At 47.5% G+C, this 21039-nt stretch carries 19 protein-coding genes; 17 read left to right on the plus strand and 2 right to left on the minus strand.

The genetic code is table 11. From position 1 onward, the window contains the following. The first annotated feature begins 70 nt into the window (after positions 1 to 70). Genes HC752_RS16635 through xylB form a run of 8 tightly spaced genes read left to right on the plus strand, consistent with a single transcriptional unit; the run spans position 71 to position 7835 of the window. Positions 71 to 946, plus strand: coding sequence for a carbohydrate ABC transporter permease (locus HC752_RS16635; protein ID WP_190336288.1), 876 nt, complete (start codon positions 71 to 73; stop codon positions 944 to 946). Between the two features lie 5 nt (positions 947 to 951). Continuing rightward, on the plus strand, positions 952 to 1788 hold the full coding sequence (locus HC752_RS16640; RefSeq protein WP_190336289.1) for a carbohydrate ABC transporter permease: 837 nt from the start codon (positions 952 to 954) through the stop codon (positions 1786 to 1788). A gap of 4 nt (positions 1789 to 1792) precedes the next feature. Further along, positions 1793 to 2044, plus strand: a complete 252-nt coding sequence (locus HC752_RS16645; protein WP_190336290.1) for a DUF2160 family membrane protein — start codon at positions 1793 to 1795, stop codon at positions 2042 to 2044. 2 nt (positions 2045 to 2046) lie between these two features. Then, positions 2047 to 3099, plus strand: coding sequence for an NAD(P)-dependent alcohol dehydrogenase (locus HC752_RS16650; RefSeq protein WP_190336291.1), 1053 nt, complete (start codon positions 2047 to 2049; stop codon positions 3097 to 3099). An 11-nt stretch (positions 3100 to 3110) separates the two neighbouring features. Continuing rightward, entirely contained in the window at positions 3111 to 4172 is a 1062-nt protein-coding gene (locus HC752_RS16655) for an ABC transporter ATP-binding protein (RefSeq protein ID WP_190336292.1), read from the plus strand. 40 nt (positions 4173 to 4212) lie between these two features. Continuing rightward, positions 4213 to 4914, plus strand: coding sequence for an HAD family hydrolase (locus tag HC752_RS16660; protein WP_190336293.1), 702 nt, complete (start codon positions 4213 to 4215; stop codon positions 4912 to 4914). Then, entirely contained in the window at positions 4911 to 6383 is a 1473-nt protein-coding gene (locus HC752_RS16665; protein ID WP_190336294.1) for a mannitol dehydrogenase family protein, read from the plus strand. Before HC752_RS16660 ends, HC752_RS16665 begins: the two co-directional genes overlap by 4 nt. Next, positions 6384 to 7835, plus strand: a complete 1452-nt coding sequence (xylB, locus tag HC752_RS16670; RefSeq protein WP_190336295.1) for a xylulokinase — start codon at positions 6384 to 6386, stop codon at positions 7833 to 7835. 453 nt (positions 7836 to 8288) lie between these two features. Here xylB and gorA read toward each other — a convergent pair whose 3' ends face one another. Together gorA and HC752_RS16680 are read right to left on the minus strand one after the other, a co-directional pair. Continuing rightward, positions 8289 to 9662: a glutathione-disulfide reductase gene (gene gorA, locus HC752_RS16675; RefSeq protein WP_190336296.1), complete on the minus strand. Its 1374-nt coding sequence runs from the start codon at positions 9660 to 9662 to the stop codon at positions 8289 to 8291. A 61-nt stretch (positions 9663 to 9723) separates the two neighbouring features. Then, on the minus strand, positions 9724 to 10563 hold the full coding sequence (locus HC752_RS16680; protein ID WP_190336297.1) for a 23S rRNA (adenine(2030)-N(6))-methyltransferase RlmJ: 840 nt from the start codon (positions 10561 to 10563) through the stop codon (positions 9724 to 9726). 151 nt (positions 10564 to 10714) lie between these two features. On the opposite strand from HC752_RS16680, the gene prlC reads away from it, so the two are divergent. The 9 genes from prlC (at position 10715) to HC752_RS16725 (ending at position 21021) form a co-directional block, all read left to right on the plus strand. Further along, positions 10715 to 12757, plus strand: coding sequence for an oligopeptidase A (gene prlC / locus HC752_RS16685; RefSeq protein WP_190336298.1), 2043 nt, complete (start codon positions 10715 to 10717; stop codon positions 12755 to 12757). 127 nt (positions 12758 to 12884) lie between these two features. Further along, the gene (locus tag HC752_RS16690) at positions 12885 to 13538 is read left to right on the plus strand and encodes a TetR/AcrR family transcriptional regulator (protein ID WP_190336299.1); all 654 of its coding nucleotides are present in this window, start codon (positions 12885 to 12887) and stop codon (positions 13536 to 13538) included. 390 nt (positions 13539 to 13928) lie between these two features. Continuing rightward, complete coding sequence (gene cofH / locus HC752_RS16695; protein WP_202987905.1) at positions 13929 to 15215, plus strand: 5-amino-6-(D-ribitylamino)uracil--L-tyrosine 4-hydroxyphenyl transferase CofH; 1287 nt, start codon at positions 13929 to 13931, stop codon at positions 15213 to 15215. After that, on the plus strand, positions 15212 to 16297 hold the full coding sequence (cofD, locus tag HC752_RS16700) for a 2-phospho-L-lactate transferase (RefSeq protein ID WP_190336300.1): 1086 nt from the start codon (positions 15212 to 15214) through the stop codon (positions 16295 to 16297). Before cofH ends, cofD begins: the two co-directional genes overlap by 4 nt. Next, positions 16294 to 16902: a 2-phospho-L-lactate guanylyltransferase gene (cofC, locus tag HC752_RS16705; RefSeq protein WP_190336301.1), complete on the plus strand. Its 609-nt coding sequence runs from the start codon at positions 16294 to 16296 to the stop codon at positions 16900 to 16902. Before cofD ends, cofC begins: the two co-directional genes overlap by 4 nt. A 9-nt stretch (positions 16903 to 16911) precedes the next feature. Next, entirely contained in the window at positions 16912 to 17697 is a 786-nt protein-coding gene (gene cofE, locus HC752_RS16710) for a coenzyme F420-0:L-glutamate ligase (protein ID WP_190336302.1), read from the plus strand. Then, the gene (gene npdG / locus HC752_RS16715) at positions 17694 to 18359 is read left to right on the plus strand and encodes an NADPH-dependent F420 reductase (RefSeq protein ID WP_190336303.1); all 666 of its coding nucleotides are present in this window, start codon (positions 17694 to 17696) and stop codon (positions 18357 to 18359) included. The genes cofE and npdG overlap by 4 nt, the downstream gene beginning before the upstream one ends. A gap of 30 nt (positions 18360 to 18389) precedes the next feature. Next, positions 18390 to 19397 (plus strand): TIGR03842 family LLM class F420-dependent oxidoreductase, encoded by a 1008-nt coding sequence (locus tag HC752_RS16720; RefSeq protein WP_190336304.1) that lies wholly within the window; start codon positions 18390 to 18392, stop codon positions 19395 to 19397. 361 nt (positions 19398 to 19758) lie between these two features. Then, the gene (locus tag HC752_RS16725; protein WP_190336383.1) at positions 19759 to 21021 is read left to right on the plus strand and encodes a Zn-dependent hydrolase; all 1263 of its coding nucleotides are present in this window, start codon (positions 19759 to 19761) and stop codon (positions 21019 to 21021) included. Positions 21022 to 21039 lie beyond the last annotated feature (18 nt).

Below are 21039 nucleotides of genomic sequence, written 5' to 3' on the forward strand. Positions count from 1 at the left end.
TATTGGAAGGAATAATCCGCTGAGCTCGACGGATGTCTCAGTCGGGTACAGATATAAGCAGAGGCTCTTCATGCAATCAACAAGACTTGGTTGGATTTTTCTTGCTCCGACAATGGTCATCCTGTTCTTTTTCGGGGTACTCCCATTTTTTTACGTCGTCTTTGTGTCTTTCCATCAATGGAACCCATTCGCGGTTAATCCGGAGATGGTATTCAACGCAGCCGACAACTTTCGTCAAATCGTGTTTGACCCTGCAGTCCTCAATTCGCTTGCTGTGACTGTGACGTTTGTATTTTTTGCCGTTTTATCAGAATTGATCCTCGGGTATTTATTGGCGCAGGCTTTCATGCGTGAGTTTCCTGGTAAAGCCATCTTCAGAACTATTCATACGCTTCCACTGATCATGGCACCTATCATTGTTGGTTCTGTTTGGAAACTGATGACAACACCATCAATAGGGATAATTCCGCACTTTTTAGACGAATGGTTTGGAATAACCATGAACATTGGTACCTCCACCACGGCAGCCTTTATCACCGTGGTAATCATGGATATATGGCACTGGACACCACTCGTTACACTAACGCTGATCGCTGCACTGGTCTCGTTGCCCCCTGATCCATTTGAGCAAGCGCAGATTGATGGTGCGAATAAGCGTCAGATATTTTGGCATATTACGTTGCCGATGATCACTCCCGCTGTCGTCGCTACCGTATTTATCCGTCTCATGGATGCATTACGGACAGTGGATGAGGTTTGGATGCTCACCGGTGGGGGGCCCGGATCCGCAACAAGATTTGTGGGGGTACATATATTTAAAGAGGTGTTCCCCAAAACCAACTACGGATACGGATCTACTATTTCCGTCATCGTCCTCTATTTAACTATCGTCGTTTGCTGGTTGCTTTATGTCACCATGCTTGCGCCACGCAACAAAAAGGACTGAAGCCAATGAAAAAGCAAAGCCCAATTGTCGGAATTGTTTTTTGGAGTTTAGTCAGCTTCTTGACACTGTTTCCGATTTACTGGCTGTTCGTTATTTCGGTAAAGCCAGCGGTTCAATTGTTTTCAACACCAGAGCTCATTCTATCGGACCCTTTTTGGGGCAATTACACCAAGGTTTGGGGTGATCGTCTGTTAAGAAGCTACATGCTGAACTCAGTAATCATTTCGACTGGCAACGCCGTGCTTTGTACAGTACTCGGTTTTTTTGCCTGCTATGCGCTCTCGCGCTTCAAAATGACCGGTAAAGAATCAATTTTCTTCTGGACCATTACCAATCGTATGGCACCACCCGCCGTGTTCCTTCTTCCACTCTTTATCTTGATGACACAGGTTTATACGGTTGGCGATTGGAATCTTTTGGATACCCGCATTGGCATGATACTGGTTTATTGTACGTTCAACCTGCCATTCGCGATTTGGACACTTCGACCGACGCTAGACAGTATCCCGAGAGAACTGGATGAAGCGGCTTATGTTGATGGTGCGAGCTCTTGGAAAGTCATTACCGAAGTCGTATTCCCACTTTGTCGTCCAGGACTGGCTGTGACCTTGATATTGACTTGGGTCTTTGCCTGGAACGAATACCTCTTAGCTGCGACGTTGACCAACTTTAGTGCACGCACGCTCACTACGGGCCTTTCAGAGTATGTGACCACAACCGGCACCGAATGGGGAGTAATGGCAGCAATCTCAGTCTTTACACTTATCCCTGCTCTGATCGTTTTTGGTTTAGTACAAAAGCACATTGTCGCTGGTCTGACTTTCGGTGCTGTTAAGGGATAAAACTATGAGTCACCAAAAAAATGAGCCTCTCGCAACAGTGCGTAAAGAAGAGGAGATCCAACAGCCCATCCCTAGTGAGGATACAGGCTTCTTGCCAATCGAAACGAACTGGTTTGATAGGTTATTCATTTCGGTCGTAATCTGGATTGCTCTGTCACTATTCTGGTTCCGTTTTATTGAACCTGCTGGGATTTCCATTTGGGTATCAAACGCCATATCGCTGGCATTGGCATACATAATTATCAAAAGGGGTTGAATATGAAATCGCTTGTTCTCGAAAGGAAAGAAGAACTTAGCCTGAGGGACTTTCCTGCAATCGATAAAATAGAAGAGACACTGGGTGCTCGTGATGTTCGCATTAAACTTCATACCGTTGGCATTTGTGGATCGGATGTTCATTACTATACCAAAGGACGCGTTGGTCCTTTTGTTGTCAACGCACCAATGATACTGGGACATGAAGCATCTGGGACAGTAATTGAAACTGGTTCGAGCGTTACAACGCTGAAAGTCGGTGATCGCGTTTGTATGGAACCGGGTATTCCGGATCCTCATAGTAAAGCGACCCAATTGGGCATGTATAACGTTGACCCTGCAGTGCGGTTTTGGGCAACGCCGCCTGTGCATGGCATTTTACGCTCTACTTGTGTTCACCCTGAAGCTTTCACATTTAAACTTCCCGATAACATTAGTTATGCTGAGGCCGCTATGGTTGAGCCGTTGGCTACCGGCGTTCATGCTTCTACAAAGGCAAAAATTAAGCCTGGTGATAATGCGTTGGTGATGGGGGCTGGAACCATTGGGCTTGTCACGGCACTCTCGGCATTAGCCGTGGGTTGTGCCAAAGTGTACGTAGCAGATTTAGCTGAAAAGAAACTCGAAATTGCGGCATCACTTCACCCCGCTATTGTTCCGATAAATATTAAGTCAACGAAGATCACCGATGTGATAAGACGAGACACTGACGGCTGGGGCGTTGACGTGGTCTTTGAGGCGTCTGGATCTCCCCAAGCTGCCGCGATGGTTTTCGAGCCACTGTGCCCAGGTGGCTGTGTCGTGATGATAGGCGGACAGGCTGATCCCATTGCTTACGACGGCGGCGCGGCTATGGTTCGCGAAGCTCGTGTCGAGAATGTTTTCCGCTATGCGCATGTCTTTCCACGCTGTGTGGGCATGCTTAGCTCAGGCGCGATCAACATAAAACCGCTTATCACAAGAACCTTTGAATTTTCAGACAGTGTGAATGCATTTGACATCGCTGCATCTGCTCCACCGGCAGATGTGAAGATGCAAATCGTACTTCCGCAATAGGGGAACAAAATATGGCTAGCTTGGCAATTAAAGACATCATCAAACGCTATGGAAAAGTGCAGGTAATGCATGGTGTTAGTGTTGATATTGAAGATGGTGAGTTCGTTGTGCTTGTCGGCCCTTCAGGCTGCGGCAAGTCTACTCTACTGAGAATGCTCGCTGGTCTAGAAGAGATTAGCGATGGAACGATTTCTATCGGAGATCGAGTGGTAAATGATGTACCACCCAAGGAACGCGATATCGCGATGGTTTTTCAGAGTTATGCTCTGTATCCACACAAAACGGTCTATGACAATATTGGTTTCCCATTAAAAATGGCTAAAAGACCAAAAAGCGAGATTGAAGACAAAGTCAATAAAGCAGCAGAGATACTTGATCTCTCAAAATACCTAAAGCGTTATCCAAAGGAACTTTCTGGTGGTCAACGGCAGCGGGTAGCAATGGGGCGAGCCATCGTACGTGATCCGCAAGTGTTTCTGTTTGATGAGCCTCTTTCTAATCTTGATGCCAAATTGCGTGTAACGATGCGTATCGAAATTAAAGAGCTCCACCAGCGCTTGGGTACCACCATTGTCTATGTCACGCACGATCAGATTGAAGCGATGACAATGGCAGACAAAATTGTTGTTATGCGTGACGGTCGTGTAGAGCAAATTGGCAGCCCATTGGACCTTTACGACAACCCGAACAATTTATTTGTCGCGGGGTTCATTGGATCGCCTTCTATGAATTTCATTCACGGGAAAGTCTCATCCGAGGATGGAACGCGCGTGTTCATTTCAGACAGTGGTCTGACGCTACCTCTGCCGGAAACGACAGTATCCGACGGTCAAGAAGTCATCTACGGTATTCGCCCTGAGCATATTCAGATTGGGGAATCGGGAGTACCCATGGAAGTGGTTGTCGTCGAGTCAACCGGCTCAGAAACTCAGATTTTTTCCAAGTCTGGTAGCGATTTGATTGATGCGCTGGTTAAGGAACGTATCAATGCCCGTATTGGTTCTCAATTGGGCTTTGTGATCAATCCTGATGACGTCCATTTATTTGATCGTAAGACAGAGCAGCGGATTTAAGCCGCTATAACATGAGACTCCTTAGAAAGAGGTAAGCTTTATGACCATGATCAAGGCTGTCATCTTTGATCTCGATGGCTGCCTCGTTGACAGTGAGCCGTTAATGCTGGAGGCGATAGCCATCGAAATGCGAGCATTGGGGATCCGAGATGCGACTGCTCGTGAAATTGGAGACCAATTCTTGGGCATTGCTATGCCAGTCATTATGGACTACGTATCCAAGAGGCTGGGAAGAGCGATTCCTGAGGATTTCGCGAATCGAATAGAAAACCGTGTCCTTGCTACTTATCGGACCGAACTTAGACCGGTTTATGGAGCCAAGACACTGTTGTCTAGTCTGCAACAACGCGGTGTTGCAATGGCTATCGCTACTGGTGGCTCACTACGCCGTATGACGAGCACACTTGAATTGTCGGGTCTTGCTGATTACTTCAAGGGTAAGTCTTCTAGCGCAGAAGAGGTCGAACACGGTAAGCCCGCGCCTGATCTTTTTAAGCTCGCTCTGGATAGATTGGGTCTGAAGCCATCTGAATGTTTGGTTGTTGAAGACTCTCCACATGGCATAGTTGGCGCTCGTGCGGCTGGAATAGCGGCAATCGGTTTTGTTGGCGGGAGTCATCTTAATGAGAAAAGACAGCAGCATTCTATTCTCCTGCGGGAAGCAGATGCCCTTGAGGTCTTTGATACGCTCTCAGATGTAGAGACGTTTATCCAATCATATGCGGGAGGAGCGATCAAATGATCGTGCTTTCTAATAAAGCGGTCAGTTCTTTGCCAGAGGGTATTGAAGGCCCCAATTATGATCGAAAAATGCTAACGCTAGGCATTGTCCATATTGGGTTGGGTAATTTTCATAGAGCACACCAGTCTTGGTACTTGCACCGTCTTATGCAGCATGGGTTAGCGTTAGATTGGGCCATCATAGGTGCGAGCGTTCGGCAAGACGACCATGAAATGCGCGCTAGGCTTTTAGCTCAAGACTGTCTAACGACGCTTATCGAGCTGGATCCTGAAGGTATATCTGCGGAAGTGACTGGATCTATGATTGGATACGTTCCTATTGAAGAGGGTAACCGGCCACTGATTCAACAGCTCGCGGCGCCTAATATACGTATTGTCTCTCTTACTGTGACCGAGGGTGGCTACTACATCGACTCTGTGACAAAGCAGCTCGATGAGCAACACGCGGACATCCAGCACGATGTGGCAAACCCCGAGACCCCTTGTACCGCTTTTGGCGCAATCGTTGCGGCACTGAAGCAGCGTAGAGACCAAGGGAGTGGGCCCTTTACGGTGCAAAGCTGTGACAATTTGCAGGGTAACGGAACGATTCTTCGACAGACTATCATCTCCCTTGCCCGACTGAGTGATCCAGTTTTAGCAAGTTGGATTGATGAACACTGTACTTTCCCTAACTCGATGGTTGATTGCATCGTTCCGGCTACAGGTCCCGATGAGCGATCATTAGTCCGTGAAATGGGTATCGATGATGCCGTTCCCGTCACACATGAGAACTTTAGGCAATGGGTCATTGAAGATGCCTTTTGTGCAGGTCGTCCTGACTGGGAAAAGGTTGGTGCGCAGTTCTCAAACGATGTGCAAGGTTACGAGTCACAGAAGATTCGTATCTTAAATGCTGGTCATCAAATTATCGCAAACGTCGCGGAGGTGATTGGAATCGATACCGTCGCTCAGGCGATGAAAAATCCATTGATTTCTGCTCTTTTCCGTAAGATCCAGAAGGAAGAGATAGTGCCGCATATCCAGCCCGTTCCAGGCATGACGCCGGCGAGGTATGTTGAGCTTGTTGAGGCGCGATTCTCGAATTCAAGGATAGGAGACACTATTCGCCGTATCGCTTTTGATGGCTCTTCTCGCCACACGGGTATGGTTTTACCCACTATCCGAGACGCTCTTGCTTCAAATTCTCCGGTTAGCGGACTCACGCTGGTTGAGGCAGCATGGGCTCGTATGTGCGAAGGTACCCGGGAAGATGGTTCAGAGATAGTGCCTAACGATCCTATTTGGGCTAAGCTTAATTTTGCGGCGACAGCGGCTAAGTTTTCTCCCGTTGCATGGATAGAGCAACGGCAACTTTATGGTGATCTCGCTGATAATCAGACGTTTACCACTCATTTTTCTTACTGGCTGAACCTCATTTACAGTGAGGGCATGGAAGCAGCAATAAAAAACTACTTAAAGGATGTTTGAATGAGTTTTCTTGGCATTGACCTCGGGACTTCCGGTCTCCGAGCGTTACTCGTTAACGATCATGGAGATCCTATCGGCGCTACAGAACGACACTACAAAGCAATTCACCCTCATCCGGGGTGGTCGGAGCAAGATCCTTACGATTGGATCACAGCGCTGAATGATGCAATTGACGAGATGCGAAATACCTACTCCGCTTTCTCGAACTTGCGGGGGATTGGGGTTGCAGGGCATATGCATGGGGCGACTTTGCTTGATGCATCGGGCAACGTCCTTAGGCCTTGTATTCTTTGGAATGATACTCGCTCGCACGCTGAAGCCGCCCATCTTGACTCGACTGATGGCGTGCGCGAGATTTCAGGAAATATCGTTTTCCCAGGATTCACCGCACCAAAACTAGAATGGATTCGTAAATACGAGCCTGAGGTTTTTTCCAAGATTGATAAGGTGCTTCTCCCCGCCGCCTATCTTAATTACTATCTCACCGGTGATTATGTTGCGGATATGTCGGACAGTGCAGGGACATCCTGGCTGGATGTTGGGAAACGGAAATGGTCTGAGCGCCTATTAGAGGTCAGTCATATGCGCCTTGACCAGATGCCGCGTCTAGTAGAAGGCTCGGAGGTTGCTGGTCAGCTCCGTAAAGAACTTGCGGAAAAATGGGGAGTCAGTAGAACGGTGACGATTGCTGGTGGCGCAGGGGATAATGCCGCTGCCGCCTGTGGTATTGGTGCTTTAGATGAGGGGCGGGGGTTCGTTTCGCTGGGCACTTCAGGAGTTTTGCTCACAGCACGCCGCGGATACCAGCCCGATCCCGAGACGGCGGTGCACACATTTTGTCACGCATTACCTGATCGTTGGTATCAGATGGGCGTCATGCTATCAGCGACGGACAGTCTGAATTGGCTCGCTCATACCGTTGGGAATAAGCCAGAGGAACTGACAGCGTTGCTCGGTGAAAATCTTAGTCTACCGTCTTCGGTCAGATTCTTTCCATACCTGTCGGGAGAAAGAACACCCCACAATGATGCAGAAGTTAGGGGAACATTTTTAGGACTATCTACCGGCACGACTAAAGAGGACTTAACCCGTGCAGTATTAGAGGGGGTAGCCTTTGGTCTACGAGACAGTTTTGAAGCTTTAGCAGCAACAGATGCAAAGCTCGACTCCCTTATAGCGATTGGTGGGGGGAGCGCATCTCGGTATTGGCTTAAGCTCATTTCCACGGTCCTTGGTATCCCACTTCAATTACCCGCGTCTGGTGAATTCGGTGCAGCGCTTGGTGCGGCTCGACTTGGTATGATGGCAGCCTCTGGTGAGAGTGCTGAGAACATCATGTTATCACCGAGTATTCGCTATGAAATTCAGCCAGACATAACTCATCGTGCTGTTTGGGAAGAGGCTTACGGTAAATTTCGAACGGCATATTCTGGCATCAAAGCTATTCAATAAAAGATAGGGACGGTCAAAAACATAACTTTAATTCAAGGCGCGATCCAAACACGGCCTCTTAGCCATGAACCGGTAACCCCATACGGTTTATGCGTGGGTCTCATTACCTCAAACCTATCCATTCCTTGCGAAATTTGTCTCGACTCGCGAAATTTGCCTCGAATTGAACCTATTGATGATCTCTGAATTCAAGCATCTTCAGGTGCAAGCACGTCATAACCCCTTTAGTGAAATGAGAGGAGTATCTGCTGATACGTGCGGGTATATTCTGGGAATACTCGCAGGGGATGAGTCCACCACGTCAACCATAAAAAATACCCTCAAAAAAGATAAGTCTTTCATGAGGGGAGTTCAGGTTTCCAGGCTATAAAAATATCACTGTCCATGCATACCTTATGGACAGTGATTGGTTATTTCCAGATTTATTTACGTGTGTAAGATGCTTTTCCTACACTAACCCGTCATGGTAACAAACTCTTCCGAGCCCGTTGGGTGAATAGCCACCACGCTGTCGAAGTCTTCTTTGGTTGCGCCCATCTTCATGGCGACGCCGAAGCCTTGAATCATTTCGTCTACGGCGAAACCGATGCCGTGCAAGCCAACCACTTTTTCATCGGTGCCCGCGCAAACCAGTTTCATTTTGCAGGGTTGACGATGCTGAGTCACCGCCGTGTACATGGCGGTGAAGCCCGAGGTGTACACTTTGACGTTCTCTTCGCCGTATTGAGCAATGGCTTCTTGTTCGGTTAAGCCAATGGTGCCAATCGGTGGGTGGCTGAATACCACGGTAGGCACGAGGTTGTAATCCATTTTGGCGTTTGGCTTGTTGTTGAACAAACGCTCAGACAACTGGCGACCTGCTTTAACGGCAACAGGCGTTAGCTCGATACCGCCTTCCATGATGTCGCCGACACAGTAAATGCCATCAACGTTGGTTTGCTGGTATTCGTCTACTTTGATGTAGCCATAGTCGTTGGTTTCAACACCGGTTGACGCAAGGTTGATGGCATCGGTAGCAGGGTGACGACCGATAGCCCAAATCAGGGTGTCGACGTTTTGGCTACGACCACTTTCAAAGTGGATCGTCAGGCTGCCATCGTCTTCTTTGACGACTTCTTTGGGGACTGAGTTGGTGTGAAGTGTTGGCCCTTCGGCTTCCATCACTTCCATCAACGTTTCAACGATAAGCGGATCAAAGCTGCGAAGTGGTGACTCTTTACGCACAAACAGGTGCGTTTCCGTACCCAGTGCGTTCAGTACGCCTGCGATTTCGACGGCAATGTAACCTGCACCCACAACCGCGACACGTTTTGGCTGCTCTTCTAGGTCGAAAAAGCCATTGGAGTCGATGCCGTATTCAGCGCCAGGAATGTTCGGGATGGTCGGGCGGCCGCCTACGGCGATCAGAATGTGGTCTGCGGTGTAGTGCTCGCCATTGACTTCTACGGTTTTCGCATCAACACCTTCTTCATCAACAAAGCGGGCAAAGCCTTTGATCACGGTAACATTGTTTTTGCCAAGGACTCGGTCGTAAGACTGATGAATGCGACCAATGTAAGCTTGACGGCTTTCAACCAGCTTGCTCCAATTAAACCCTTTTACGTCAACATCGAAGCCATAGTCTTCGGCATACAGATTCATTGCTTCTGCAACTTGAGCGCCATGCCACATCACTTTCTTTGGAACGCAACCGACGTTTACGCATGTCCCGCCAAGATCTTGAGCTTCAATGAGCGCGACTTTGGCACCATACATCGATGCACGGTTTGCAGAGGCAATGCCGCCGCTGCCGCCGCCGATGCAAATATAATCAAAATGTGTTGCCATGACTTTCTCCGATTATTGTTTCATTTATTATTGGGTTGCGCTCTGAATGATTCGTTCAAGCTTATTCCGGAACGATCCACTCCACCTTGAAGTGACCCGTTACTGGCGCAATTACTTCCTTTAAATATGGAAGAATTTCTTTCATTTGGCTTTCTAGCTTCCAAGGCGGGTTGATCACAATCATCCCAGAAGCGGTCATGCCCCGCTCGTTGGTATCGGCAGAGACGCCCAGTTCTATTTGTAATATCTTTCTAATTCCGAGTTTTTCAAGCCCTGAGAGCATGTCATCGATGTCGTGACGATTCACCACTGGGTACCAGATCGCATAAATACCCGTCGACCAGCGTTTATGCGATTGGGCAATGGCGTTTACCACGTCGCGATATTCGTGTGACAGTTCGTACGGCGGATCAATCAAAACAAGACCACGGCGCTCTTTAGGAGGCAAGCTTGCTTTTAAACGTTGGAACCCGTCTTCTTTGTATATACTGACTTGGCGGTCACGATGGAATTCTTGTTCCAAAAGAGGGTGATCGCTGGGGTGAAGCTCGGTCAGAACCATTCTGTCTTGCTTACGAATATGAGCCCGCGCCACACGAGGCGACCCCGGGTAATAACGTAAATGGTTATCTTGATTCAAAGATTGGACAGCTTCAAGGTAAGTTTGTGCATCTTCAGGTAGGTTGTTTGCTGTCCATAAGCGGGCAATGCCCTGCTTGTATTCGCCTGTTTTTTCAGACCATTCGTGCGTTAAGTCGTAGCGACCTACTCCCGAATGTGTATCGTGATAAACGTAAGGTTTTTCTTTTTGATTCAATGCGTTCAGGATCAAAGACTGAACAATATGTTTCAGCACATCGGCATGGTTGCCGGCATGAAAGCTGTGACGGTAACTTAACAAAATAGTCTCTTACAAGTTAGAAATGACGAGCGCAAGAGGCTCATTATATCAAAGGCAGGGTTCACTGTGTGAGCCTTGCGGACATTGGCTATTGAAAAATCCCGTCACGACCTACATTTAGTAAAAGACAAAATGATAAAAGGAATGAAAAATGTCTAACCCATTACTGACGTTTACTGATCTTCCCCCGTTTTCTGATATTAAGCCAGAGCACGTTAAACCGGCTGTTGAGCAAGCGATTGATGTGTGTCGTGCAAAAGTAGATGAAGTGGTCGCAAGCAGTGCGGCTCCAAGCTGGGACACCATTTGTGCACCGTTGGCGGAAGTGGACGACAAGCTAAGCCGGATTTGGTCTCCAGTCAGTCACCTAAATGCGGTGAAAAACAGCAACGAGCTGCGCGAAGCGTATGAAAGCTGCCTTCCATTGCTGTCTGAATACGGCACGTGGGTTGGACAACACAAAGGTTTGTACGACGCCTACAAAGCAATAAAAGCATCAGACGAATTTGAAACTTTGTCTCAGGCGCAGAAGAAAAGCATCATTGATGCGCTGCGTGATTTTGATTTGTCGGGCATTGGCTTACCTGCCGATCAGCAGCATCGCTATGGTGAAATCAGCAAACGCATGTCGGAATTGGGTTCTCAATTTTCGAACAACGTGCTGGATGCCACCATGGGCTGGAGCAAGCACATCACCGACGAAAAAGAATTGGCGGGCATGCCAGAATCGGCGATGGCAGCCGCCAAAGCTGAGGCTGAAGCCAAAGAACTGGATGGTTGGTTGCTGACGCTGGACATTCCTTCTTACCTTCCGGTTATGACGTACTGTGACAACCCAGCACTGCGTAAAGAGTTGTATGAAGCGTACGTGACGCGCGCGTCGGATCGCGGCCCTAATGCGGGCAAGTGGGACAACACCGAGCTGATCACCGAGCAGTTGAAACTGCGCCACGAAATTGCCCGTCTACTGGGCTTCAGTTCGTACAGTGAGAAATCACTGGCGACCAAAATGGCGGAAAACCCACAGCAAGTGCTTGGCTTTTTGAACGAGTTAGCGGTGAAAGCCAAACCGCAAGGTGAACGTGAAGTTCAGGAATTACGCGACTTTGCAGAGCAAGAGTTTGGTGTATCTGAGCTGAACCTTTGGGACATCGCTTATTACAGCGAGAAACAAAAACAGCACTTGTTCCAGATCTCGGATGAAGAGCTGCGCCCATATTTCCCAGAAGACAAAGCGGTGTCTGGCTTATTTGAAGTCTTGGATCGTGTCTTTGGCATGAAAGTGACGGAGCGCGAAGGTGTGGATGTTTGGCATGAGTCGGTGAAGTTTTACGACATCGTCGACAGCCAAGGCACACTACGTGGTAGCTTTTACTTAGATTTATACGCTCGTGAACATAAGCGTGGTGGGGCGTGGATGGACGAGTGCCGTGTGCGTCGCACGACGCTGGACGGCGAATTGCAAACCCCAGTGGCTTACCTAACGTGTAACTTTAATAAGCCATTGGGTGATAAGCCTGCGTTATTCACGCACGATGAAGTGGTGACGTTATTCCACGAAACGGGCCACGGTATTCACCACATGCTGACGCAAATCGATGTGTCCGCAGTATCCGGAATCAACGGTGTGCCTTGGGATGCCGTCGAACTGCCAAGCCAGTTCCTCGAAAACTGGTGTTGGGAAGAAGAGGCGCTGGCGTTTATTTCAGGTCATTACGAAACGGGCGAGCCGCTTCCCAAAGCCATGTTGGACAAAATGCTGGCCGCGAAAAACTTCCAATCTGCGATGTTTATTCTTCGCCAGTTGGAGCTCGGTCTGTTCGACTTCACGCTTCACACGGAATACGATCCTGACATTGGTGCGCGCGTATTAGAAACGTTGGCGCAAGTGAAAGAGAAAGTGGCGGTATTACCAAGCATTGAGTGGAACCGTTTCTCACACAGTTTCAGCCATATTTTTGCCGGTGGCTACAGTGCGGGTTACTACAGCTATTTGTGGGCAGAAGTGTTGTCTTCAGACGCGTATTCGCGTTTCGAGGAAGAGGGCATCTTCAATGAAGAAACCGGTCGTTCATTCTTGAATAATATTCTGGAAATGGGGGGCAGCGAAGAGCCTATGGAATTGTTCAAGCGCTTCCGTGGTCGTGAGCCTGAAATCGACGCCTTACTGCGCCACTCTGGTATTACGGCCTAAGTTATTGTGCTCAAGTAACGTCTAACTGCTAAACTCAGTAGGCGTTGCTTGGGCATAAGTTTGGTCACAAGATAGATGTCGTGAAGGTGTGTTCTCCCCTTTATTTGGGATGTTTTAGGATGGTTTGATGTCAGGTACTTTGGATAATTCAGTTACAGATAAATCCCGCCGCTCGCGCATTCGCGAAGCACATGAAGAAAAAATTCTAAAAACCGCAGAAATTTTATTTTCTAAAAATGGCTACAATGGAACAGCATTGGAAGCGATCGCCGATAGTGCTGGTATGTCGAAACAGAACCTATTGTATTATGTTCAGTCAAAAGAAAAGCTGTATCACCGTGTCTTAACCAACATTCTTGATCAATGGGTCGAAAAAATGGTGTTGCTAGATCAGAGCGAGGACGAGCCCGCGGTAATGATTGGCAACTACATAAGAGCAAAAATGGAAATATCTCGCAGCAATCCTCATGCCTCTAAAGTGTTTGCTATGGAGATCATCAATGGTGCTCCCCATTTACAAGATTACCTAAAAGCTCAACTTTTTCCTGTCCTTGAAACCGACGTAAAATTGGTGGAAGGTTGGATTGCACAAAATAAGATGGATCCAGTGGACCCTTACCATTTCTTTTTCCTGATTTGGTCATCGACTCAAGCGTACGCGGATTTTTCTTCGCAAATGCAATTGGTGCTAGGAAAGGACGTTCTCGATCACAACGACTTTGAGACGGCAACCTCTCTATTGACCCACGTCATCACAAAAGGCATTGGATTAAAATCCTGACCAAGAATACATAGCAGCTTGCCTCATAAGGCAATGGGGCAGGGCTGTAATGATATTAAAAGTTCACCAAACCCTTATACCTTTTTCCTCCCTTATACCTTCTTTTCCTGTCTTGTTCCCTCTTTTCTTGTCTATCTGATGGGCTTTTCTCGTTCCCTGATTTTCTCCTTTCATCTCCTCATAACATTTTCGTAACATCTCTATTGACCAATTGGTAAAAATAGGCTTAGTATAAATTTTACCGTTTGGTAAAAATAACCAGTTGAAGAACAGCGAAAGTACGGACACCTTAAACAAGCATTCACCAGAGTGTCAGGCAATATTGGGGACTTTGAGGAAAGATTGTTTTTCATTTGGTTAACAGTTCAAACCGAATATAGGGAAGGAAATATGGATGTTTCGTTCACATCGACTTTGACAGATAACCCACTCATGGATTTCGATCATTTGTGGAAAAAACACATTGGTATTGATGAGGGTATTCAGCGGATATTACTGAGCGTTGTTGCTGGTAATGAATTGTCGGAAAAAGAGGCGATCACACTTTTTCATACCGAGGGGAAAGAGTTAGACGCATTGGTTGCCGTAGCGAACTATTTGCGTGAGCAAGCGGTCGGAAATCACGCCAGCTTTGTGATCACTCGAAATATCAACTTTACAAACGTATGTTACATGGGGTGCACTTTTTGTGGCTTCGCTAAGCCAAAAGAAGCGCCAGACGCGGAGTTACTTAGCCTAGATGAAGTCGCGAGCAGGGCAAAGGAAGCCTGGCAACGAGGTGCAACTGAAGTGTGCATTCAGGGTGGTTTGCATCCTAGCATTCGAGGAGACCACTATCGCAGTATTCTGAAGGCGATCAAAGACGTGACGCCCAACATGCATATCCACGCATTTTCTCCTTTCGAAATGTGGTTTGGTGCTCGAAAAAGCAAAATGTCGATATCGGATTTCATTCAAGATTTGATGGATCATGGATTAGGGTCGATGCCAGGCACCGCCGCTGAAATTCTTGATGTTGATATTCGAAAGCAGTTGACGAAAGACAAGCTCACGACTCAGCAGTGGATAGACATCATAAAAACGGCACACGAACTCGGATTACCCAGCACTGCCACCATTATGTACGGTCATATTGATGAGCCTAAACACTGGGCATCTCACCTTCGTCAAATCAGAGATATTCAAAAGCAAACCGGAGGGTTTACCGAGTTTGTTCCGTTGGGTTTTGTCCATTATGAATCCCCTTTGTTTTTAAGCCGAGACGATGTGCGCCCCGGTCCCACCATAGAAGAAAGCATTCGCATGCACGCCATTTCGAGATTGATGCTAAATGGTTGGATAGACAATATCCAAGCCTCTTGGGTGAAACTGGGGCCTCAATATGCTCAAAGCATGCTGAATGTGGGAGCGAATGATCTTGGTGGCACGCTGATGAACGAGAGCATCTCTAGAGCCGCAGGTGGGAAGAATGGTCAAGAAATCCAGCCAGAAGACATGGTCAAAATGATCAGAAATGCAGGCCGGACACCGTATCGTCGAAACACCTTGTACCAAGCCTTGGAATACTTTAATGAGGAAAATGAACCTTATTATGTCTGTGCTTCATCACTCTCCGGTGAATCGAGTAGCCAGACTGGGCAGCCCACTTTAGTGCCTACGAGGGAGTGCTCACTATGAACGCCCACAAAAATCACGAACCCAAAAAGGGTTACCGCATACTGGTTTTGTGTGGCGGAGTCGGCGGAACCAAACTTGCTGAAGGGTTCAGCCACAGTAAATACCATGATCAGCTTTCTGTTTTGGGAAATGTGGCAGATGATCAAGCGTTTCATGGGTTGTGGGTTTCTCCAGACATTGACACGCTCACATATACCCTTGCCAATAAGATTGAGCGCAAGCAAGGCTGGGGAATTGAGGACGACACGTTCACAGTGTTAGAAGGATTAAAAGCCTTTGGGTGTGAAACGTGGATGTCGCTTGGCGATAAAGATCTTGTCACTCATATATTTCGAACGGCATTAAGAAATAAAAAGGTTCGCCCTTCAGAGATAGCCACCAAGATTGCTGAAAAACTCGGAGTCACCACACCTATTCTCTTGCCGACGGATGATCGAATTCAAACTCAAATAAAAACCGACCAAGGTTGGATGGGGTTTCAAGATTATTTTGTTAAAAACCAGTGTCAGCCAGAAATTCAGAAAATTACAGTGAAAGGGATAGAAAATGCAAAGCCTACCCCCGAATCACTCGCTGCCATCGCGAAGGCAGATCTGATTGTTATCGCGCCGAGTAACCCAATTGTGAGTATCAGCCCTATTCTGAGTGTGCCTAGGATCACCGAGGCGATCAAAAACGCGTCGGCTATGAAGATTGCTGTTTCTCCTCTCATAGGGGGAAACGCGATAAAAGGACCTGCTGGCGCGATGATGGAATGGGCGGGGTACAGCCGCGATGTTGTAGGTGTGGCGCAAATCTATCAAGGCGTCATTGATACATTGGTGATTGACGTAGTCGACGAGCATTACACACCGTTGATCAGGCAGCAAAATATGGACGTCTTTTCAACCAACACTCTGATGAATACGCTTGAGGATAAAGTCCACTTAGTGGACAAGATAATGGGCTATTTTCAACATAAGCAGTTCAGCTTCAATCCGCCGTATTCTGACCCCTATCGCTCCAAGTACAAATTGGATGAGAAGAGTCGATTGTTCGATCCTGAACCAAACTACCGTGTACGGCAGGGGAGAGTACGATGAACACCTGCATTGTGATACCAATGAAAGATCCCCGTCGTGCCAAAACGCGACTGTCAGGCGTGCTAAACCAAACAGAGCGCGAGAATGTTGCCCTTAATCTGTTTGAGAAAAACGTAAAATTCATCCGACAGCATTTCTTCAACTACCGCTTGGTTGTCGTGTCCGATTCACTCGTTATTAAAAACTTAGCGGAATCTTATGGTGCTCATGTATTGCTCGAAGCGCGTCCAAACGGGTTGAATGCGGCAATCGACCTTGCCACTTCATATAGCGTTAGACACCACTTTCATTCTCAATTGGTGATCCCTGCGGATATCGAATCGCTGGATTATTTGGAGATCAGTCTTTTATTGACTCACCCTAGAGCACCACGATCTGTGATTGTGTGCCCTTCTGTCGATGAGGGAACCAATGCATTGCTCTCTACACCGCCAAATGTCATTTCATTCAGTTATGGTCCGCGATCGAGCCAAGTGCATTTAAAAAACGCCTACGACCTAGGGGTGAAAGCCACGAGGTTACATCTAGAAAAGCTATCGTTTGATGTTGATAAGCCTGAAGATCTTAATTGGGGCACATTCAGACGCGGGGAACTCACCGCGTAAGGGGGAAGAATGCCAAATACGCAATCATCAGAGGTCAGTATTCAGGTGTTAAAAGGAATCCCGGATATCCATCCTGGGGACAACTTACCTGACCTGATTCTCTACAGCATCCAAGAGAATGGGATGAGTTTAGCTGATGGGGACATTTTGGTTATCGCACACAAAGTGGTGTCAAAATCGGAAGGTCAGATTGTGGCGCTTTCAGATGTTACGCCGTCCTCAAAGGCGTTAGAGCTTGCAGAAACGCTGTCCAAAGATCCGAGAAAAGTCGAAGTAATCTTATCGGAATCCACTCGTTTGGTGAGGACGTCCAAGCGTGAAGATCAGGATGAAGGCACCATTATCGCCGAGCATCGATTGGGTTTCATTTGCGCGAACGCTGCCGTGGATGAGTCCAATGTGGATGGAGAAGGACAGGTCATTCTTCTTCCTAAAGACCCTGATAAAAGTGCTCGGGCGATCTGCCAAGCCTTAGAAGAGTTAACCGGTAAGAAGTTAGGAGTGGTCATTACCGATACGTTTGGTCGCCCATGGAGAATGGGGCTAGTTAACGTGGCCATTGGGCTAGCGAACGTACCAAGCAAAGTGGATTTAGCGGGGCAAGATGACGCCTATGGTCGATGCTTGAACGTTACAAGCCCAGCCTTGGCTGATGAGCTTGCCGCAGCATCGGGGTTGTTAATGAGCAAGAACGGTAAAGTGCCCATATTGTTATTCAAAGGCATTACCTGGGAAAGAAGCAACAGCTCCGCTCTCGATTTAATACGACCAAAAACGGAGGATCTCTTTAGATGAAAGTATCGATTATAGGTGGGACAGGCCCCCAAGGGAGGGGGCTAGCGTTACGATTCGCCTCAGCTGGGGTGGATGTGATTGTGGGTTCCCGAGATGGGCAAAGAGCGGCAGAGGTGGCGGTTCAGCTCAATGAGAGCCTAACTGGGGCGGTGGGGAGAATCCAAGGGGCAGACAATGTCGCTGCAACGCTCGCCGCTGATGAGATTGTCATACTGGCGGTGCCGTTCTCGGCTCATCACTCTACTTTAGAAGGCATCAAGCCAGCGCTGAAAAATAAGATATTGGTGGATATTGTGGTGCCACTTTCGCAAGACGATCCCAAAGCGGTAGATATGCCTCCTGAAGGTTCAGCAACCGAATCAGCGCAGCAGATACTGGGCGATGTGCCTGTGGTTGGTGCTCTACACAACGTTTCTGCGACAACCTTAAATAAACTGGATCACCCCATCAACTGCGACATCTTGGTTTGTGGGAACGATTTAGCCGCCAAAAATACCGTCATGGATTTGATTTCGAAATTGGGCGTGAAGGCGTACAACGCTGGCCCCGCAGTGAACGCACGCTGCTTAGAAGCCATCACTCCGATTTTAATCCGGCTGAATATATCCAAAAAAGTGCCTTTTTCTCATGCAGGAATAAAGATTTGGGCACCGTCTAGTTAAACATCATTGTAAGGAAAAGGAGAACACGATATGGATTTCGGCATTACTTTTAAAGGGTTTATCAGCCCACAAAGAGCGAGAAATCTCGCAAAGCAAGCAGAAGAAGCGGGTTTCACCCATTGTTATTTTTATGATTCACACATCCTTTGGCGTGAGTGCTACCCAGCGATAGCCATGTGTATGGAACATACATCAAAAATAAGCTTTGGACCTTGTGTGACCAACCCCAATGCAAGAGATTGGTCACTCGCCGCAAGCTTATTCGCCAGTTTAGCTTTGCAAAGTAATGGGCGCTTTCACCTTGGGTTAGGCCGAGGTGATAGCTCGGTAAGAGTGATGGGGAAAAAGCCCGCCAACTTGGCGAGAGTCGCGGAGTTTACTCAAAAAGTGAAAGCCATGGTTCGGGGTGAAAAAGTCATGTATGGCGAATGCCCAGAACCGGTGCAGTTCCCTTGGGCTGAAGGGTTTGAGCTTCCGGTTTACATTGGTGCCTATGGCCCCAAAGCCTTAAAAACGGCAGGCGAAGTGGGGGATGGCGTGGTATTGCAAATTGCCGAACCTTCCCTAATTAAGTGGTTTGCGGAACAAGCCATCAGCGCGGGAGAAGCCGAAGGTAGAGACATGAGTAATTATCAGGTGATAGCGTCTGCCCCTGCTTACGTGGGGAACAAAGCTCTGGGAATAGAAGCGACGCGCTGGTTCCCCGCAATGGTGGGTAATCATGTTGCGGATATTGTTGAAAAATATGGCGCTACAAGTGGTGCCGTACCAGATAGCCTTACGGCGTATATAGAAAACCGCAAAGGGTATGATTATTCGAAACATGGGCAAAGTGATAACCCCTACTTGGAATTTATTACCCCTGAGGTGGTCGAGAGCTTTTGCGTTTTAGGTGACATAGAAGACCACATTGAAAAAATGAAAGAACTGGAAGCCTCGGGAACAACGCAATTCAATATTTATTTAGACAATGGTGATGAGGAAAGTATCGTTGAACAATACGGGAAACATATTATTCCGAAGTTTAGTAAAAAATGAATAATGGATTTTTAATACGCGATGCACACAGTGTTTTATCAGCTTTGCACATCGAACGATATAGTAATAAATCCAATTCATATTAAATGAAAAGCCATATAGACAGCTAATGCTGATGCGTTTTCAAATATAACTTGTTAAATCCCTTAGTTCATATTGATGATTTTTTCATATTATCTCAATCACTGAATGACGACGAATGGCCAAATGAATAAATGAGATTTAAATATAAAATTATTTCTCTACCCATTTATGAACCAGTAAGTTGGATGGACTTTCAGTTTTGTATTTCCAGCTCATTTGGGTATTTGTTTTGAACCTTATTGTAAGGGAATTAGCGGATAACAGGAGTGACTAAGTGATGAAAAATTTAGAGGTCAATACTCAACGATTGTGGAATAGCTTAATGGAAATGGGCGAAATCGGCGGCACCAAAAAAGGAGGGTGCTGCCGATTAGCATTAACCGACTTAGATAAGCAAGCTAGGGACTTGTTTATTTCATGGTGTAAGGAGGCTGGTTGTACAGTACGTATCGATAAAATGGGCAACGTATTTGCACGTCGCCGCGGCAAACATGATCATCTGCCCCCTGTTGTGATGGGAAGCCATATTGATACGCAACCGACAGGCGGGAAGTTTGATGGTGTGTATGGTGTGCTTGCCGCATTAGAAGTGATTCGAACGCTCAACGAGCATGATATAGAGACAGAATACCCAGTTGAAGCTTCAATTTGGACGAATGAGGAAGGGTCTCGATTCCCACCCGCGATGGTGGCGTCGGGGGTTTTTGCTGGAGTCTTTGACTTAGAATATGGGCTATCTAGAGCGGATCTCGATGGTATCACCATGGGGGAAGAGCTTGAGCGGATCGGATACGCGGGCAAAGAAGAGGTTGGAAGCCCAGTGAAAGCCTTCTTTGAAGCGCATATCGAGCAAGGGCCTATTTTAGAGAATGAAGGAAAAACCATTGGTGTTGTAACCGATGCGCAAGGGCAGCGTTGGTACGAAATCACGCTCACTGGTCAAGAAGCCCATGCGGGGCCCACTCCCATGCTCAGTCGAAAAGATGCGTTACTTGGGGCATCTCAGATTGTGAATGAAGTGAATCAAATCGGCTTAGCTCATCTCCCTAACGCGTGTTCTACCGTGGGGTTGATGCAAGTTTTCCCAAATTCGCGCAATGTGATTCCCGGAGAGGTTTTCTTTACTGTTGATTTGCGTCATCCCGATGATGCTACGCTATCGAGTATGGATAAACGTTTGCGAGAAGCCAGCCAAAAAATAGCGGATGAGCTTGGGTTAAGAATCAACCTGACAGAGATCTGGTATTCTCCACCCGTGCCATTCAATAAAAGTTGCGTCGAGTCAGTCAGAAATGCGGCGACGGGATTTGGCTATAGCCACCGAGACATTGTCAGTGGAGCGGGGCATGATGCTTGTTATATCGCAAGGGTTGCGCCAACAGCCATGGTGTTTGTGCCTTGCGAGAATGGGATTAGCCACAACGAGGAAGAAAATGCCACGCCGGAAGATCTGAGTGCTGGGTGCAATGTACTGCTCCATGCCGTGCTGAACCAAGCGTGCGAATTAACAGAAAATACGTTGGAGCCTGCCAAGGCATAACCACGAGTAACGCATAAA

Source organism: Vibrio sp. S9_S30 (assembly GCF_014694455.1).
In the GTDB taxonomy this organism is placed as follows: domain Bacteria; phylum Pseudomonadota; class Gammaproteobacteria; order Enterobacterales; family Vibrionaceae; genus Vibrio.

What these genes read in the sequence shown, in the direction of transcription:
- HC752_RS16635 (WP_190336288.1), top strand. Translation starts at nt 71, where the DNA reads ATGCAATCAACAAGACTTGGTTGGATTTTTCTTGCTCCGACAATGGTC.
- HC752_RS16640 (WP_190336289.1), top strand. Translation starts at nt 952, where the DNA reads ATGAAAAAGCAAAGCCCAATTGTCGGAATTGTTTTTTGGAGTTTAGTC.
- HC752_RS16645 (WP_190336290.1), top strand. Translation starts at nt 1,793, where the DNA reads ATGAGTCACCAAAAAAATGAGCCTCTCGCAACAGTGCGTAAAGAAGAG.
- HC752_RS16650 (WP_190336291.1), top strand. Translation starts at nt 2,047, where the DNA reads ATGAAATCGCTTGTTCTCGAAAGGAAAGAAGAACTTAGCCTGAGGGAC.
- HC752_RS16655 (WP_190336292.1), top strand. Translation starts at nt 3,111, where the DNA reads ATGGCTAGCTTGGCAATTAAAGACATCATCAAACGCTATGGAAAAGTG.
- HC752_RS16660 (WP_190336293.1), top strand. Translation starts at nt 4,213, where the DNA reads ATGACCATGATCAAGGCTGTCATCTTTGATCTCGATGGCTGCCTCGTT.
- HC752_RS16665 (WP_190336294.1), top strand. Translation starts at nt 4,911, where the DNA reads ATGATCGTGCTTTCTAATAAAGCGGTCAGTTCTTTGCCAGAGGGTATT.
- xylB (WP_190336295.1), top strand. Translation starts at nt 6,384, where the DNA reads ATGAGTTTTCTTGGCATTGACCTCGGGACTTCCGGTCTCCGAGCGTTA.
- gorA (WP_190336296.1), bottom strand. Translation starts at nt 9,662, where the DNA reads ATGGCAACACATTTTGATTATATTTGCATCGGCGGCGGCAGCGGCGGC.
- prlC (WP_190336298.1), top strand. Translation starts at nt 10,715, where the DNA reads ATGTCTAACCCATTACTGACGTTTACTGATCTTCCCCCGTTTTCTGAT.
- HC752_RS16690 (WP_190336299.1), top strand. Translation starts at nt 12,885, where the DNA reads ATGTCAGGTACTTTGGATAATTCAGTTACAGATAAATCCCGCCGCTCG.
- cofH (WP_202987905.1), top strand. Translation starts at nt 13,929, where the DNA reads ATGGATGTTTCGTTCACATCGACTTTGACAGATAACCCACTCATGGAT.
- cofD (WP_190336300.1), top strand. Translation starts at nt 15,212, where the DNA reads ATGAACGCCCACAAAAATCACGAACCCAAAAAGGGTTACCGCATACTG.
- cofC (WP_190336301.1), top strand. Translation starts at nt 16,294, where the DNA reads ATGAACACCTGCATTGTGATACCAATGAAAGATCCCCGTCGTGCCAAA.
- cofE (WP_190336302.1), top strand. Translation starts at nt 16,912, where the DNA reads ATGCCAAATACGCAATCATCAGAGGTCAGTATTCAGGTGTTAAAAGGA.
- npdG (WP_190336303.1), top strand. Translation starts at nt 17,694, where the DNA reads ATGAAAGTATCGATTATAGGTGGGACAGGCCCCCAAGGGAGGGGGCTA.
- HC752_RS16720 (WP_190336304.1), top strand. Translation starts at nt 18,390, where the DNA reads ATGGATTTCGGCATTACTTTTAAAGGGTTTATCAGCCCACAAAGAGCG.
- HC752_RS16725 (WP_190336383.1), top strand. Translation starts at nt 19,759, where the DNA reads ATGAAAAATTTAGAGGTCAATACTCAACGATTGTGGAATAGCTTAATG.